15 protein-coding genes are annotated in these 16,166 nt (G+C 38.4%); 6 read left to right on the top strand and 9 right to left on the bottom strand.

Features of this window, described 5'->3' with window-relative positions:
* Positions 1-29: 29 nt before the first annotated feature.
* Positions 30-1,622 (bottom strand): peptide chain release factor 3, encoded by a 1,593-nt coding sequence (locus tag Q8S11_RS16585; RefSeq protein ID WP_305663244.1) that lies wholly within the window; start codon positions 1,620-1,622, stop codon positions 30-32.
* A 263-nt stretch (positions 1,623-1,885) separates the two neighbouring features.
* Positions 1,886-2,824, bottom strand: a complete 939-nt coding sequence (locus Q8S11_RS16580) for a Smr/MutS family protein (RefSeq protein ID WP_305663243.1) — start codon at positions 2,822-2,824, stop codon at positions 1,886-1,888.
* A 118-nt stretch (positions 2,825-2,942) separates the two neighbouring features.
* Here Q8S11_RS16580 and Q8S11_RS16575 point away from each other — a divergent pair, with 118 nt between their 5' ends.
* The 3 genes from Q8S11_RS16575 (at position 2,943) to Q8S11_RS16565 (ending at position 5,366) form a co-directional block, all read left to right on the top strand.
* On the top strand, positions 2,943-3,176 hold the full coding sequence (locus tag Q8S11_RS16575; RefSeq protein ID WP_305663242.1) for a VF530 family protein: 234 nt from the start codon (positions 2,943-2,945) through the stop codon (positions 3,174-3,176).
* Positions 3,177-3,389: 213 nt separating this feature from the next.
* Positions 3,390-3,929: a DUF3347 domain-containing protein gene (locus tag Q8S11_RS16570; protein WP_305663241.1), complete on the top strand. Its 540-nt coding sequence runs from the start codon at positions 3,390-3,392 to the stop codon at positions 3,927-3,929.
* 150 nt (positions 3,930-4,079) lie between these two features.
* Positions 4,080-5,366, top strand: a complete 1,287-nt coding sequence (locus Q8S11_RS16565; protein WP_305663240.1) for a citrate synthase — start codon at positions 4,080-4,082, stop codon at positions 5,364-5,366.
* A 726-nt stretch (positions 5,367-6,092) separates the two neighbouring features.
* On the opposite strand, the gene Q8S11_RS16560 is transcribed toward Q8S11_RS16565, so the two are convergent.
* From Q8S11_RS16560 to Q8S11_RS16545, 4 genes are all read right to left on the bottom strand, one after another.
* The gene (locus Q8S11_RS16560; protein ID WP_305663239.1) at positions 6,093-7,367 is read right to left on the bottom strand and encodes a NupC/NupG family nucleoside CNT transporter; all 1,275 of its coding nucleotides are present in this window, start codon (positions 7,365-7,367) and stop codon (positions 6,093-6,095) included.
* Between the two features lie 72 nt (positions 7,368-7,439).
* Positions 7,440-8,036 carry a bifunctional nuclease family protein gene (locus Q8S11_RS16555; protein WP_305663238.1) on the bottom strand — a complete coding sequence of 199 codons (597 nt, stop codon included), beginning with the start codon at positions 8,034-8,036 and terminating at the stop codon, positions 7,440-7,442.
* A gap of 45 nt (positions 8,037-8,081) precedes the next feature.
* The gene (locus tag Q8S11_RS16550; protein WP_305663237.1) at positions 8,082-9,059 is read right to left on the bottom strand and encodes an electron transfer flavoprotein subunit alpha/FixB family protein; all 978 of its coding nucleotides are present in this window, start codon (positions 9,057-9,059) and stop codon (positions 8,082-8,084) included.
* Between the two features lie 47 nt (positions 9,060-9,106).
* Complete coding sequence (locus tag Q8S11_RS16545; RefSeq protein ID WP_305663236.1) at positions 9,107-9,844, bottom strand: electron transfer flavoprotein subunit beta/FixA family protein; 738 nt, start codon at positions 9,842-9,844, stop codon at positions 9,107-9,109.
* A gap of 45 nt (positions 9,845-9,889) precedes the next feature.
* Between Q8S11_RS16545 and Q8S11_RS16540 the strand changes: the two genes are divergently transcribed.
* On the top strand, positions 9,890-10,225 hold the full coding sequence (locus Q8S11_RS16540; RefSeq protein ID WP_305663235.1) for a tetratricopeptide repeat protein: 336 nt from the start codon (positions 9,890-9,892) through the stop codon (positions 10,223-10,225).
* Positions 10,226-10,230: 5 nt separating this feature from the next.
* Entirely contained in the window at positions 10,231-11,433 is a 1,203-nt protein-coding gene (chrA, locus tag Q8S11_RS16535) for a chromate efflux transporter (protein WP_305663234.1), read from the top strand.
* A gap of 17 nt (positions 11,434-11,450) precedes the next feature.
* Here the strand turns inward: chrA and dnaB are convergent, their stop codons facing one another.
* Positions 11,451-13,016 (bottom strand): replicative DNA helicase, encoded by a 1,566-nt coding sequence (gene dnaB / locus Q8S11_RS16530; protein ID WP_305663233.1) that lies wholly within the window; start codon positions 13,014-13,016, stop codon positions 11,451-11,453.
* Between the two features lie 286 nt (positions 13,017-13,302).
* Here dnaB and rlmB point away from each other — a divergent pair, with 286 nt between their 5' ends.
* The gene (rlmB, locus tag Q8S11_RS16525; protein ID WP_305663232.1) at positions 13,303-14,088 is read left to right on the top strand and encodes a 23S rRNA (guanosine(2251)-2'-O)-methyltransferase RlmB; all 786 of its coding nucleotides are present in this window, start codon (positions 13,303-13,305) and stop codon (positions 14,086-14,088) included.
* Here rlmB and Q8S11_RS16520 read toward each other — a convergent pair.
* Together Q8S11_RS16520 and Q8S11_RS16515 are read right to left on the bottom strand one after the other, a co-directional pair.
* On the bottom strand, positions 14,081-15,163 hold the full coding sequence (locus tag Q8S11_RS16520; protein WP_305663231.1) for a mannose-1-phosphate guanylyltransferase: 1,083 nt from the start codon (positions 15,161-15,163) through the stop codon (positions 14,081-14,083). The two genes, rlmB and Q8S11_RS16520, sit on opposite strands and share 8 nt — an antisense overlap.
* A 15-nt stretch (positions 15,164-15,178) precedes the next feature.
* Positions 15,179-16,144: an SIS domain-containing protein gene (locus Q8S11_RS16515; RefSeq protein WP_305663230.1), complete on the bottom strand. Its 966-nt coding sequence runs from the start codon at positions 16,142-16,144 to the stop codon at positions 15,179-15,181.
* Positions 16,145-16,166 lie beyond the last annotated feature (22 nt).

Here is a 16,166-nt window from a genome sequence, read left to right as displayed (position 1 = left end):
TAACTCATCAGGACTTATAATTTACCAATTTAAGCTTGTTGCCTCTTAAATTCAGAAGTGTTGTGAAATTCAATTTCAGGAAAATCACGCTTTGCAAGATTTAATGTCCAGTCGTTATCTGCCAGAAATACAGGATTTCCGTCTTTATCCGTTGCAATATGATGATGCCTGCGTTGAATTATTTCATTTATATTTTTCTTGTCCTTCGAAGTCATCCAACTTGATTTTTTGAATGTAAGCGGTCTGAATGCACATTTTGCACCATATTCATGCTGCAATCTGAACACTATCACCTCATATTGAAGTTCTCCGACCGTACCAATGATTTTTCGGTTTCCGGGTTGTTGTACGAATAATTGAGCAACACCCTCTTCTGTTAATTGCTGCAATCCTTTTTCAAGCTGCTTTGATTTCAATGGGTCACGGTTTTCAACCTCTTTGAATATTTCCGGAGAAAAGCTCGGAATACCCTTAAACTGTAATTGTTCGCCTTCGCTTAAGGTATCACCAATCTTAAAATTCCCGCTGTCATAGAGTCCTACAACATCACCAGGCCATGCTTCTTCCACCAGACTTTTTTCATTCGCCATAAAATCTACTGGATTGGAGAATTTTAATTTTTTATTCAGTCGGGTATGATAGAAGAATTTATTACGCTCAAACTTGCCTGAACATATTCTTAAAAACGCAATTCTGTCACGATGGTTCGGATCAAGGTTAGCATGGATCTTAAATACAAAACCTGTAAAATTCTTTTCATTCGCCATAACCATTCTTTCATTGGCTTCCCGGCTTTTTGGGCTTGGAGCAATGGCTACGAATGTGTCAAGCAATTCGCGAATCCCGAAATTATTTATAGCACTTCCGAAGAATACAGGGGCAAGAAGGCCATCCAGATAGAGTTCTTTATCCAGTTTTCCATAAATTCCATCAACCAGTTCGAGGTCATCCTGTAGGGTTTTAAGTTCTTTAGGCTGTAGAAATTGGGTCAGGAGGGTATCATTTAGATCTTTAACCTGAATTACAGGCTCTGTTATTTTCGCTTTATCGGGTTTGAATAAATTAAGTTGCTTTTCGAATATATTATAGACCCCTTTGAAATTATAACCTTGTCCTATTGGCCATGATAAGGGACAAACACTGATATTTAATTTGTTTTCAAGTTCATCAAGCAGCTCAAAAGTGTCTTTCCCTTCACGGTCAAGTTTATTAACGAATATGATGACAGGAGTATTCCGCATCCTGCAGACATCCATAAGCTTTTGAGTTTGCTCTTCTACACCTTTCACACTGTCGACAACCAGAATAACACTATCTACAGCAGATAAGGTCCGGTAAGTGTCTTCAGCAAAATCCTTATGCCCGGGTGTATCCAGAATATTGATTCGTTTGCCCTTATATTCAAAACCCATCACTGAAGTAGCAACTGAAATACCGCGCTGCTTTTCAATTTCCATGAAATCGGATGTGCTGCTTTGATTTGCTTTATTTCGTTTTACTGTACCTGCGGTATTGATGGCACCGCCAAACAAAAGGAATTTTTCTGTCAGGGTTGTTTTTCCAGCATCGGGGTGGCTAATAATGGCAAAGGTTTTTCGCTTTTCTATTTCTTGATTGAGCATAATATTTGGGGAATGTGAATTAATCACATCAGGGCTTTTTTGTAAAAATGCAAAGTTAATAATTTTTGTTGTTTCAAATTGTAATCTGCAATTGGTTAATGAGCGTTTCTGTACCGGTTCTGAACTAGTCCTGTACCGATCAGTGGATATACAATGAGAGGTCAATGAGTATGCGTTGAGCGGTCTTTGAGTATACGTTGAGCGGTGCTGTAGAACCAAGTTTAGGTTTTCAATGAACCGGAATTTAGTCTTGATTCCTGCCTCTATTTAAAAAACACCTCCGTTGCCCCATAACCAAAGCGCTCTTTATGTGCATCCATAAACGTTTTGACCTGGGCATGTTTGCTGATGATTTTATGTATTTCATTTCTTAAAGTGCCGTTTCCCGAGCCATGAATAAAGATGATAGAGGGTATTTTATGAACTATTGCTGCATCGAGAGATTTTCGAAAATGGTTTATCTGAATATCCAAAATTTCTGAGCTATTCAGGAACTGATAATCATCTCTTAATTTTTCGATGTGTAGATCTACTTCCTTACCGGGATTGTCCAGCACCTGTTTTTCGGCAGCAGGTTTAAAGAAACTTTCGAGGAGCTTCTGAGGGTCGATTAGGGGTTCTGAAGCATCGAGTTGGATTAACCAGGCCGGCTGATCGAGGTACGGAGAGTTCTTTTTTGAACCGGCAAAGTCTTTCGCCCGGAATTTCTCAGAGTATTCAATCGGTTTGCTGATCATGGTCGGGTTGGGAGTGTAGCAGAGAATCTGAAGATGTATTTTCGGCCATTGATCGAGCTCATTCAGTGATGCTGAATAGAGCTCTGCAGATGAGCTAGCTTTGATTAGTCCGCTAAACTCACCCTTGAATTTATTCTGCTTCTCGGTGTTGAGAGTTAGCAGGAGTTGAAATGAGCTGGTGTTTATGATATGGAAATGCACCACGGCACCAGCCTTTTTATCACTTGCCACTGCGAGAAAAATACCTGTGGAGATAAATTCGGCCGGTCCTTGGACATCAATTTTATTATTTTCATCACTTTCAGTCGAGTGTCCGTGTACGCGGGTAACCTGACTAGCGAGCACCGGGATTTCAAAACCTTCCTCGTCTGTGACGGCAATGGTGGTATCATCAATGATCCTGGTAATATAGCCTTCCCTGCGTTCTTCAACGAAACGTACAAATTCCCCTAATTTAAAATTCATGTTGTATTTTTATGTATCGTTAAGATTGCAATTTACACAATAAATATGCTTTGCATTTGAATGCATAGATGATCACACTTGGTTATAACAATGAACATCTTAACTTTATCAAAATATCATGTCCGAAAATCAAGAAAATAACCCTCTTCATGGCCTCACATTAGAAACCATTGTTGCCTTTCTGAGAGATTATTATGGTTTCGAAAAGCTGGGTACGCTTATAAGGATCAAATGCTTCAATGAGAACCCAAGTGTACAATCTTCCCTTAAATTTCTGCGGAAAACTCCCTGGGCCAGGGGAAAAGTAGAGGAATTGTATGTAAGGACAAAGAAACAAATGAAGACCAAATAAGCAAACATTAAGCCTTCATTTGATCTTAAAAAGAAAGCCGGAATAGTTCCGACGTAGTGCGGGCAAAAAAAATAAATAGAGGGTATCTGATACTTAAAAGATAATTCAACTAATTTTTTTAATCACCCTTTGTGTTTCTTTTGCTTTGATTATCCCCATTTCGTGTCTTATTTCATTAAAATTTCGATATTTGGGGTATAAAATCCAATTATCATGTATAAACTAAAACTTAGTATTTCAATTTTGACAATGGCAGTTTTGTTCGCTGCCTGTAACCAGTCTCAGGAAAACCAAAAGAGTCCGGAAAGTGATTCACTTGCCATGGTGCCTGCAGTTCCGGTCGAGCTACAAGACACATCTGTTAATCAGGCTTATAAATGTTATGAAGAACTAAAAGATGTTCTTGTTACTTCAAATGCATCTGAGGCCAGAGTTGCAGCAGCAGAATTAAGTGCAGCTTTACGTATGGTAAAAGGATCTGAAAATACCGCAGTATTAGCAGATAAAATTGCGAATAGTACTGATCTTTCAGATCAACGCAGCAATTTTACCGCTCTAAGCAATGAAGTGATTACATTGTTTAAAAAATCTGAGATTTCGTCAGGGAGTATATATGTACAATATTGTCCGATGGCCAATGAAGGAGAAGGTGGATTTTGGCTATCCTCTCAAAAAGAGATCATGAATCCTTATTATGGGGATGAAATGCTGAATTGCGGTGAGGTAAAAGAAATCCTGACTAAAAAGCTATAATCAGTTTTATTAAATTCCATTTATTCCACTTGTTTTTAACTTATTGCATACTTTTTAAGTTTTTTAACAAAAATATTGCAAAAGCTTTTACGAAAATTAGCTCAAAAGCGCACATAATTATTAGTTTTGTGAATCAACTATTCGAATTATATGTCAGAATCAGCGTCCTTAAAAATAGGAGAACAAACTTACGAACTGCCAATCATTACCGGTACAGAAGGTGAAAGAGCCATTGATATTTCTAAACTACGGGACGCAAGTGGGTTTATAACACTTGATTCTGGCTATAAAAATACAGGTGCAACTAAAAGTGCCATTACATTTTTGGATGGTGAAGATGGGATTCTTAAATACAGAGGTTATGGAATTGAAGAACTAGCTGAAAAATCCACTTTTATTGAAGTGGCCTATTTATTGATTTATGGTGAATTGCCAAATCAAACGCAATTGGATGCCTTTCAGTCAAGTATTTCCAGACACACTCTGGTACATGAAGACATGAAGAAGTTTTTCGATGGTTTTCCATCGAAATCCCATCCTATGGGTCAGCTTTCCTCTCTGATATGCTCACTTTCTTCTTTTTATCCGGAGTCTTTGAATGCCAAGCAAACTCCGGAGGAACAAAATCTGACAATTATCAAGTTGTTTGCAAAAATGACTACTGTGGTTTCCTGGATTTATAAGAAATCACTCGGGCATCCGATTATATATCCACAAAACAATCTGGATTACGTAAGTAATTTTTTGAACATGACCTTTGGCCAGCGTACTGAGGAGATTGAAATTGATCCTGTAGTGGTCAAGGCAATGAATGTATTGTTCATCCTTCATGCTGATCATGAACAAAACTGTTCAACTTCTACCGTGCGTATGGTGGGTTCATCGGACTGTAATCTATACGCTTCCATTTCTGCAGGTATTTCGGCACTTTGGGGGCCGCTTCATGGTGGTGCAAACCAAGCTGTAATTGAAATGCTTGAGGAGATTAAAAATGATGGAGGAGATACTGATAAATGGATCAATAAAGCAAAGGATAAAAACGATAGCTTCCGATTGATGGGATTTGGCCACCGCGTTTACAAAAACTTTGATCCGCGTGCAAATATCATTAAAAAGGCATGTGATGAAATTCTTGATAAGCTGGGTATTGATGATCCGGTTCTGGATATTGCCAAGAAACTGGAAAAAGCGGCCTTGAGTGATCCATATTTTGTTGATCGTAAGCTTTATCCCAATGTAGATTTTTATTCGGGTATCATTTACCGGGCTTTGGGCTTTCCAACTGATATGTTCACTGTACTTTTTGCTTTAGGTCGTTTACCTGGATGGATAGCACAATGGAAAGAAATGCGTGAGAATAAAGAGCCGATCGGCAGACCAAGACAAATATTTACAGGTGAAACAGTTCGAACTTATATAGATTTAAAGAATCGTTAATTCACTGCTAAAATTATAGAAAAACTCCTTGGGCTAAATCCATAGGAGTTTTTTTTTGACAAATGGAGCAAGGTCTGTGCTTCTTCGGTCGCGAAAGTCCCGTGTTCTGCTTTATTTTTGCAGCAGTTTAGTATATATCATGAAATTCCGTATTGCAAAAAAGCTACAGCTGCCACCCCCTTAGGTTTATTTCAAATGACATTGCTATCGAAAGCCCAATGTCATTATTTAAGGATAAATTGCGCGTTAATTACAAAGGAGGTTCTCGCTTTCGCGAGAATGACAACTCCTTGTGTGTCGAGAGGAGATTCCGGCTCAAGGCCGGAATTGGAGTCTTATCGATAGCTGATTTATACATCGAAAAGGCCTTTTTTCGGTACTCACTCCGATCCTGACGAATTCAGGATCTCCCCACTATTAAATATTGAACTGTCATCGTGGCGGAGGCCACGACCCCCTTTTCTTCTTGAATAATGACATTGCGGGCGCACCAGCAGCCCCGGGTAAAATAAACCTTGCCGGAGGAGGTATCTTCCGGCTATTTGTAATTTGAACCAGAACGTGATTTCTTGCCGGAAATACTCCGTAGGAAAGGGCTGAACCAGCCTATAACACACTGGTATTGATTTTCAAAATTAAATCATTGTGATTCAAGAGCCTTATCTGACCAATTATAACCGCATTATTTGCTGTTCCTTATATCGCCGAACTCAGGTTAATTTGATCCTACATCAATATTCCTGCTATAGTTGCAGAAAGATAAGAGGCCAGGGTACCACAGATCAATGCCCTCATTCCTAGTTTGGCCAGGTCTGTTCGTCTCTCCGGAGATAATTCTCCGATTCCTCCAACCTGAATGGCTATGGAGCTGAAGTTCGCAAATCCACATAAGGCAAAGCTGGTAATCAGAATAGTTTTCGGATCGAGGGTTTCTTTGATCTTAGCAAGGTCCAGATAGGCTACAAATTCATTAATTACCATTTTAGTACCCATTAGCGAACCAGCTATCTGTGCATCTTTACCGGGAACCCCCATTGCATAAGCAAATACCGAAAAAAGTGATCCCAGGATTTGGTTTAAACTAAGTGTTTGCAAATTGATTCCAATGAAAGAAAGGGTCAATCCCAGGCTGTGAAGGCCATATCCGATTTTTCCAAGTACAAAATCAACCAGTGCAATAATTGCAATAAACCCGATTAGCATAGCTACAACGTTTAAACCTACCTTTAAGCCATCACTTGCACCATGGGAGATCGCATCAACAAGATTCGCATTTGTTTTCTTGATTTCCAATGAAACCTTTCCTTTGGTTTCTGAAATCTCTGTTTCAGGCCAGACAATTTTGGAAATGACCAATGCGGCCGGGGCGGCCATTAAACTTGCAGCAATCAAATATTCAGCCGGCACACCCAAAGCAATATAAACAGCCATTACACCACCTGCAATACATGCCATACTGCCAGTCATAGAGGCTAATAATTCGGACATAGTCATGCCCTTTAAATAAGGTTTGATCATAATTTGAGCTTCAACTTGTCCGACAAACGCACTGGCCACATTTGAAAGTGCTTCAGATCCTGAAACCCCCATTAATTTATAAACGATATAGGCTATAAACTTCACAATTCGCTGCATAATCCCTAAATAATAGGCGACACTTACCAATACTGCAACAAAAATTATTGTTGGTATAATATTAAAGAAAAAGATAAACTCATTTCCATTTCCAAAAGCCTTGTTCATATTGGCGGTATTGACCAGCGGACCAAATACAAACGCAGCTCCTGCCTGTGAAAAATTCAAAATTTTTGTAACCGCATCTCCTAGCCAGGAGAATATACTTTTACCGATTGGAATTTTAAGTATGAATACTGCAAGAGAGATCTGGATAGCTAAACCGGAAAAAACCAGTTTGTAGTTAATCGCTTTTCTATTATTGGACATCAGAAAAGCAATTGCAAAAATCAATACAACGCCAATCAGTCCGGTAAATCTCTCCATAAGAATATTAAATTCTGATTAAAACGTGAAATTTAGAAATAAGAATTAGAATTAATACTTTCAAGAATAAAATTATGAGGATTTTCTTCTTGAAAGCTCATCACGTATTTTTGCAGCCTTTTCATAGGCTTCCTCAGCCAGTGAATCTTTTAATTTTGCTTTAAGCTCATCTTCTGTCAGGGAACTGAGGTTGATGGTACTGGCGACAGTTTTTTCTTCCGCGGGTGCTTCAATATTCTCAAGAAATACAAATTCATTGCCTTCAATTACAATTCCGGCAGTAGCTAAGATAAATTCATAAGTGTATATCGGACAATCAAAACGCACAGCCAAGGCAATGGCATCAGAAGTTCTGGCATCAATTTCTGTAGTTTTTTTACCATCTGAACAGATTAGTTTGGCAAAAAATATTCCATCTACAAGATTATAAATAATAACCTCCTGAATGTGTATATTATATGAACCTGCCAGGGATTTGAACAGATCGTGGGTAAGCGGTCGGCTAGGAGTCATCTTCTCGATCTCTATTGCTATAGCCTGGGCTTCAAAAGCCCCAATAATGATGGGAAGTCTTCTGCGGCCATTAATTTCTCCCAGAACAAGTGCATATGCACCCGATTGGGTTTGGCTGTATGAAAGGCCTACAATATCTAACTTTATCTTCTTCATTAAATTTGCTATAAATCATTGGAACTCAAATAGGCTTCCCAGCAATTAGGAATTGGATTTATATGCCTTGATCGCCTCTGTTAATTTAGGAACTACTTCAAATGCGTCTCCTACAATTCCATAATCCGCAACCTTGAAAAAGGGAGCTTCAGGGTCTTTATTAATTACTACAATGGTTTTGGATGAACTGACCCCTGCAAGGTGCTGTATTGCACCTGAAATACCTATGGCAATGTAAAGATTAGGACTTACTGCAATTCCGGTCTGGCCAACATGCTCTTCATGAGGGCGCCATCCTGCATCAGATACGGGTTTTGAACAGGCTGTTGCTGCTCCTAATACAGTGGCTAATTCTTCTATCATCCCCCAATTTTCCGGCCCTTTCATTCCACGACCCGCTGAAACGACAAGTTCTGCATCTGGCAGTGCAATTTTATCACTTGCCCTGACAATGTCAGTGACCATTGTACGAAAATCAGATTCCTTAAATTCAGGCGCAAAATCTTCAATTTTGCCTACAGTTCCAGATTCTTTGACTTGATACGAATTTGGATTTAGCGTGATAACTTTAATTGCAGATACCAGTTCTACCATGGCAAATGCCTTTCCTGAAAAGGCTGTTTTTTTAATCAAAAACTTATCGTTTTCAATCTCTGGTAAATCAACAGCTGAATCGGCAAGTCCAGCCTTAAGTTTCACAGCCACACGTGGCGCAAGTCCTTTACCGCTAAATGAATTGGATAAAACAATAACGGTCGAATTTTCTTTTTTTGCTGCGTCAGCAATGATTGATGCATAAGCCTGATTGACAAAGGACTTTAAGTTATCATTTGATACATTGAGTACTTTTGAAGCTCCATATTTTCCCAGACCAGTCAGATCATCTTGACCTACTTTACCTATTGAAATAGCAATCAATTCTGTTTTTAACTGCTCGGCAATAGCTGCGGCATAGGAAACCACCTCAAAGATTGATTTCTTGAATTTACCCTCAGCGTTCTCTACATATACTAAAACTGACATATTTTTATATTTATAGCCTTATTGGGCTTTATTAATTTTTAAGAGCTTTAAATAACTTTAGATTTGGTATGTAACAAATCAACCAGTTTCTCAGTTTCATCTGCACCCAGCATTGTAACTGAGCCACGGGGTGCTGGTATAGAATAGGATTTGAAATCCAACAGTTTTTCAATACCCGAAGCTTCGATAACTTCCAATGGTTTAGTTCTTGCGGACATTATTCCTCGCATATTAGGAATCTTAGGTTCAGCTACTCCTTCAGCACAACTTGCAGTAAAAGGGAAGTTTACCGTCAGCATTTCTTTTCCTCCTTCAATTTCACGAACCAGACTAGCTTGATTGCCATCGATGTCTAATTTTTTGATGATAGAAATGGAGGGGATATCCATAAATTCTCCAATCATGGATGCAACTTGTGATCCATTGTAATCAATTGATTCTCTGCCTGTTAGAATTATATCAAAGCCTTTATCTCTGGCATAATCAGCGATCTGAGCTGATACGAAATAAGCATCCCGGGGGGTTGAATTTATCCTTACCGCATCATCAGCACCAATTGCAAGCGCTTTCCTGATAGTAGGTTCAGAGCCGATTTCCCCAACATGTATAATAGTCACAGTACCTTTTCCACCTTCAGTCAACTCAATAGCCCGGGCAAGGGCAATTTCATCATAAGGGTTCAAAATATATTGAACACCCCCGGTATTGAATTGGGTATTATCGCTGTTAAAACTTACTTTTGTTGTCGTATCGGGAACATTACTGACACAAACTAATATTTTCATATAGATTTCTGTTTTTGCAAATCTACTCAAAAAAGCCAAATTAATATGCATCATATCCGTTTACAAAAGCTTTTAGATTTTCTTAAAAATGAACCTGAAGATCCTTTTTTGAAATATGCACTTGCTACCGAGTATTTTAACCTTAATGATTATAAAAATGCCTTATTATATTATGAAGATTTAATCACAAATCATCCCGATTATATTGGAACTTATTATCATTTAGGTAAATTGTATGAAATCATTGACAGAAAGCCGGAAGCCATAGAGATTTACAGAAAGGGGATGGAATATGCCAGGAGAAAAGGAGATAACCATGCTTTTTCTGAGTTGCAAACGGTATTTAATTCGGCAAATGGTTTAGATTACGAAGACGACTAAATTTTATGCTCAGAAAACGTCAGCTTATTTTTCTTACTGATGTAATATTGTTTACACTGACCGCTTTTGGCGGTGCGCAGGCACATATTGGAATGATGCTTAAGAACTTTGTCAAAAAACGTCAGTATATCACTGAGAATGAATTGTTAGAGCTTAATGCTCTAACCCAAATCCTTCCCGGACCGTCATCAACACAAACCCTGATAGGAATTGCCTATAAGGTTGGAGGACTCCCTATTGCGATTAGCACTTTTATTATCTGGATTTTACCATCAACAGTAATGATGTGTCTTGCTGTTTTAAGTTATACTTTATTGGGACAAAAGGAAAAATTTGGCCAGGTACTTCAATATATTCAGCCGGTTGCAGTGGGTATTGTTGCCTATGCAGCATACGCTTTCGGTGAAAAAGTTCTGAAATCAAAAACATCATACTGGCTAGCTGCAGGATCATTATTTGCCACCTTGCTTATTCGTAATGCTTATGCCTTTCCGATTTTAATTCTTATCGGGGGTATCGTTTCGTCCAGTATCAACAGGGGAGTGGAAGAGAATGATCTGAGAGTAAGGCTATTTTCGAATATAAATCCTCGAAAGATAGCTTATTTCATAGGAGTACTTTTATTATTTGCAGGTCTTGGTGCCCTCATTAACCGTACTTCCCCGTTTAGTTTGCCAATTCGTATGTTTGAAAATTTTTACCGTAACGGGATCATGATTTTTGGTGGAGGGCAGGTTTTGGTGCCATTTATGTATACCGAATTTGTGGAGATGAAAGCTTACCTGACATCTGACCAATTTCTTTCAGGATATGCCTTTCAGCAGGCATTGCCGGGTCCTACGTTTTCATTTACTTCTTTTGTAGGTGGCATGACTATGAAAAATTCAGGGGCAAGCATTTATGGTCAGATTGTTGGAAGCATTATCGCTGTTTTAGGCATAAATCTGCCAGGTTTAATACTGATCTTATTTATTGTCCCTTTCTGGAATGATCTGAAGAAAATAACCAGAATAAAGAATTCTTTATCGGGAATAAATGCAGTTTCTGTAGGTTTTATGGGGGCTGCATTTCTGCTTTTGATTCACCCTGTCGGAATAAATTTCCTTTCAGTAAGCCTGATCATACTTACTTTCCTCTTACTGGCATATACAAAAGTCAAAACACCTCTGATTATTCTGGCAGCGGTATTATTGGGCTTAATCCTTTAATTTAACCTCTTTTAAACTTAAAAGGGTTGTTCATCATCCATATCATCCATTCTTGAAGGACGAATTATAAAGTTGTTTGGTTTTTCAAAATCCTGCGAAGGGCTTATACCTGCAAATGGATTAGGATTACTTGCAGATGCATTACTGAAATCTTCTTCCAAATCCACAAATTTTACATATTTACCGACAAATCGTAATGGAACAGTCCCGGTTTCACCATTTCTATGCTTTGCAACGATCACTTCACCAATGCCAATAGTTGAACGTCCCTGTTCATCTTCCGTTAAGCCATAATACTCCGGACGGTAAAGGAACAGAACCATATCGGCATCCTGCTCAATAGATCCGGATTCACGAAGATCCGATAGCATAGGCTTTTTAGCTGCTCCTGGTCGTGTTTCTACTGCCCTGCTCAACTGAGATAAGGCGATTACAGGTACATTTAGTTCTTTTGCCACTGATTTTAAAGCTCTTGAAATACTGCCAATCTCCTGCTCACGATTGCCACCTTTACCATCACCTTTACCATGCATTAGCTGCAGGTAGTCAATAATGATCATTTGGATATCGTATTGAGATTTTAAGCGTCTGCATTTTGCTCTGAATTCGAAAATATTCAGAGCTGGAGTATCGTCGATAAATAGTGGGGCTTCGGTGAGTGTTCCAATTTTGGAGTGAAGTTTTTGCCACTCCCATTCTGCTAAATGTCCCTTTTTGATTTTTTCCTGTTCGATTTCCGTCTCTCCTGAAATCAGTCGGTTAACTAATTGAACTGAAGACATTTCGAGTGAGAAAAAGACCACCGGTTTATTAAATTGTACGGCAGCATTACGTGCACAACTCAATACAAAAGCTGTTTTTCCCATTGCAGGTCTTGCAGCAATAATCACCAGATCAGAAGGCTGCCAGCCTGAGGTAATGCGATCAAGTGCAGTAAATCCGGAAGGTACTCCTGTTAAACCGTCTACTTTATCTTTAATCTTTTCCAGATTTTCAAGTGATTCTCGGATGATATCATCCATCTTTCTCGAATCTCTCCTTAAATTGTTCTGAGCAATATCGAATAGGTTCTTTTCAGCATGATCAAGTAAATCAAAAATATCTGTCGTATCCTCGTAGGCATTGCTGATAATTTCTGTCGAAATCCTGATCAACTCCCGCTGAATAAATTTTTGTGAAATAATTCTTGCATGATATTCAATGTTCGCAGCTGATGCGACACGATTAGTGAGTTCAGTAATGTAATATGCCCCACCAATCATTTCGAGGTCGCCCTGCTGACGTAATTGAGCTGTAACTGTCAATATATCTACAGGTGAGGATTTTTGAAATAGTGCCTGTATAGCTTCAAAAATTTTCTGGTGACTATCTTTGTAAAAGATATCGGGTTTTAATATGTCAATGACAGCTGAAAGGGCGTCTTTTTCAAGCATCAGAGCACCCAAAACAGCTTCTTCCAAATCCAATGCCTGAGGAGGTAACTTCCCCAATCCACTTGCAATCGTACTCAACCTGTTACGACGCTCAGCTGAAAATGTATTTTTGTTGCTTTTATTAAATTCCTGATCCTTTTCTAAACTCATAACAACAAAAGTATACAAAAATCGAAACGGAATTTTTTTAGTTTTTCACAACGATTTTTTTTAGCAATTAACACTATTTGCTTTAAGCTGTCTTAATCACTTTTTTATTAACATAAATTGTTTAAAAATTATGGAAATTTCCAAAATAAGCTCTTAAATGAATATATAGTAATTGTTAATAACTTTTTAGGATGTTGATAAACTTCGATTTAATTCAAAAAAAATAGGTCATTTATATGAAAATGGAAATATTATCTAACTTCGCTGCTTACTATAATTTGTAGAAATGAACACTAACTCTTTTAAAAGAAGACGGGACGGTGAAAGTCATGAGTCTAACCAGATGGTTTTCGGAATCCGGGCAATTATTGAGGCAATAAAGAGTGGAAAAGAAATTGAGAACCTCTACCTGCAGCGTGGGTTAACCGGAGGTATAATTTTAGAACTGCGGGCATTAATAAATGAGCAGGGGATTGGCTTTCAACTGGTTCCTGTAGAGAAGCTGAATCGCTTAACCCCTAAGAACCACCAGGGTGCTGTTGCATTCATTTCTCCGATAAGCTATGATAAAATTGAAAATATAATTCCTTCTATTTACGAGAAGGGCGAAGTTCCATTTGTTTTGATATTGGATAGTATTACCGATGTTAGAAATTTTGGTGCTATTGCCCGGACAGCAGAATGCGCCGGAGTACATGCACTAATCGTTCCGGCAAAAGGTTCGGCACAGATCAATCCTGATGCAATTAAAACCTCTGCCGGAGCATTATACAAGATACCTGTATGCCGTCATGAAAATTTGTTTAAAACAGCAAAATTTTTGCAGGAATCTGGTTTGCAGCTGGTTGCATGTACAGAAAAAACGAACGATTATCTTTATCAGGTTGATTATACAGTTCCCACGGCAATCATTATGGGCTCTGAAGAAAGTGGTATTTCTACCGAATTGATCAGGATTGCTGATCATCTCGCAAAAATTCCAATGTATGGAGAGATTGAGTCACTAAACGTTTCAGTATCTGCAGGAATATTGCTTTATGAAGCAGTAAGGCAAAAGGTTACTATTAAATAAACTCCTGTCCAAAGCGCTGTTTTACATCACCTACGATTTGTTTAATTTCCTGTTCCTGGCTTCTTGGGCAAATAAGCAAGGTATTATTCTCTTCCACAACAATAAAGTCGTGCAGGCCCTGCATGATTACTAGTTTTCCTTTCGGCACCTTAACCATACAATTTGATGAATCATACATGATGACCATTTCTGATGGAATTACAGCGTTTCCGACATAATCCTTTTCTGATAAATCATATACAGATGCCCAGGTTCCAAGATCTGACCAGCCAAATTCGGATGGTAATACATAAACGTTTTCAGCCTTTTCCATGATTCCATAATCAATAGAGAGGTTGGTACACTGCGAAAATGCAGCATGAACGAAATCCTGTTCTTTTTCGGTGTTATATACTGATTGCCCTTCCTTGAAAATATCATTCATCTCTGGCAGATATTTTTTAAAGGCATTCAGGATACTTTTTACCGACCAGACAAAAATTCCGGCATTCCATAAAAAATCTCCGCTTTGAATAAAAGTTTTGGCTAATTCTTTATTAGGTTTTTCAGTGAATGTTTTAACCATAAAGAAATCATCGCCTATTTTTTTTGTATTATATTGTATATAACCATATCCGGTATCGGGTCTTGAAGGTTTGATTCCCAATGAAATAAGGCAATCATATTTTGTCGCAGTCTCGAGAGATTTTTTTATACATCGGGTAAATTCTTCAGAATCCATAATAAGATGGTCAGAAGGTGCAACGACAATCGAGGCATCCGGGTTAAGTTTAAGAATTTTATGACTTCCATAAGCGATGCAGGGAGCGGTGTTCCGCATAATTGGTTCTGCCAGAATCTGTGAATCATCCAAATCGGGAATTTGTTCTTTTACCAGCTGAATATAGGATTCATTAGTTAGGATAAAGATGTTTTTTTTCGGTACGATCTTTATAAAACGATCATAAGTTTGCTGAATGAGGGTTTTCCCTGAGCCCAGTATATCAATAAATTGTTTTGGATGGGCAGTACGACTTATTGGCCAAAATCTGCTGCCAATTCCTCCTGCCATGATCAGGGCATAATGATTTTTCATATTGATTTAATGCTTTTAAATGATTCCTTCTTTCAAAAGATCGTGAAGATGAATAAAGCCTTCAAATTTTGTGCCTGTTCCCACAAGTATCTGTGTTATATTATTTTCCCTTAATATCTCAAGCGCGTTAACCGCAAGTTCGTTTTTATCAATGTATTTTGGGGAAATTGTCATAATATCTGCTGCAGTAAGTCCATCAATGCTACTGTTTTTGTTCAACATTCGGCGTATGTCACCATCAGTAATTATGCCTTTAAGAATTTCATGGTCAACTACAGCAACCGCACCTAAACGGCTTTTGGTGATTTCAATGATTACCTCTTTAACGCTGGCTCCGGAAGATACTGCCGGTTTTTCATTTTGGGCGGCCAGATCGGCTGCTTTAAGATAGAGACGCTTTCCTAATGAACCTCCCGGATGATACTTAGCGAAATCAGCACTGCTGAATTCACGGCATTCGAGCAAGCTAACTGCCAAGGCGTCACCCATAGCCAATTGGGCAGTTGTGCTGCTTGTAGGCGCCAGATTATTTGGGCAGGCTTCCTGTTCTACCGAGATGTCGAGCACCCAGTCTGATTGTTTTGCCAAAAAAGAATCCTTATCGCCAACCATCCCGACCAATTTATTCCCTCCCCGTTTTAATAATGGGATCAAAACCTTAATTTCGGGGGTATTCCCACTTTTCGAGATGCAAATCACCAGATCGTCTTTCTGAATCATTCCCAAATCACCATGAATGGCATCTGCCGCATGCATAAAAATGGATGGGGTACCGGTTGAATTGAAGGTTGCAACAATTTTTTGAGCTATAATTGCACTTTTTCCGATGCCGGTTACTATAACTCTTGCATTTAGGTATAGAATTTGATGTACTAATTCTGAAAAATTTTCATTTAATTGAACTGCAAGCCTTTTTATACTTTCAGCTTCAATCAGAAGTGTTTTTCTTGCGATTTCTAATATTTCAACATTGCTTTTCAATGAGTTTTTTTTTAATAAATAG

This window comes from Daejeonella sp., assembly GCF_030695525.1.
Taxonomy (GTDB): domain Bacteria; phylum Bacteroidota; class Bacteroidia; order Sphingobacteriales; family Sphingobacteriaceae; genus Daejeonella.
This window is presented reverse-complemented; position numbering and strand designations above follow the sequence as displayed.

Coding starts and splice junctions, on each gene's coding strand:
- Q8S11_RS16565 (WP_305663240.1), top strand. CDS start 4,080: ATGTCAGAATCAGCGTCCTTAAAAATAGGAGAACAAACTTACGAACTG.
- Q8S11_RS16555 (WP_305663238.1), bottom strand. CDS start 8,036: ATGAAGAAGATAAAGTTAGATATTGTAGGCCTTTCATACAGCCAAACC.
- rlmB (WP_305663232.1), top strand. CDS start 13,303: ATGAACACTAACTCTTTTAAAAGAAGACGGGACGGTGAAAGTCATGAG.
- chrA (WP_305663234.1), top strand. CDS start 10,231: ATGCTCAGAAAACGTCAGCTTATTTTTCTTACTGATGTAATATTGTTT.
- Q8S11_RS16575 (WP_305663242.1), top strand. CDS start 2,943: ATGTCCGAAAATCAAGAAAATAACCCTCTTCATGGCCTCACATTAGAA.
- Q8S11_RS16545 (WP_305663236.1), bottom strand. CDS start 9,844: ATGAAAATATTAGTTTGTGTCAGTAATGTTCCCGATACGACAACAAAA.
- Q8S11_RS16570 (WP_305663241.1), top strand. CDS start 3,390: ATGTATAAACTAAAACTTAGTATTTCAATTTTGACAATGGCAGTTTTG.
- Q8S11_RS16520 (WP_305663231.1), bottom strand. CDS start 15,163: ATGAAAAATCATTATGCCCTGATCATGGCAGGAGGAATTGGCAGCAGA.
- Q8S11_RS16550 (WP_305663237.1), bottom strand. CDS start 9,059: ATGTCAGTTTTAGTATATGTAGAGAACGCTGAGGGTAAATTCAAGAAA.
- Q8S11_RS16580 (WP_305663243.1), bottom strand. CDS start 2,824: ATGAATTTTAAATTAGGGGAATTTGTACGTTTCGTTGAAGAACGCAGG.
- dnaB (WP_305663233.1), bottom strand. CDS start 13,016: ATGAGTTTAGAAAAGGATCAGGAATTTAATAAAAGCAACAAAAATACA.
- Q8S11_RS16560 (WP_305663239.1), bottom strand. CDS start 7,367: ATGGAGAGATTTACCGGACTGATTGGCGTTGTATTGATTTTTGCAATT.
- Q8S11_RS16585 (WP_305663244.1), bottom strand. CDS start 1,622: ATGCTCAATCAAGAAATAGAAAAGCGAAAAACCTTTGCCATTATTAGC.
- Q8S11_RS16540 (WP_305663235.1), top strand. CDS start 9,890: ATGCATCATATCCGTTTACAAAAGCTTTTAGATTTTCTTAAAAATGAA.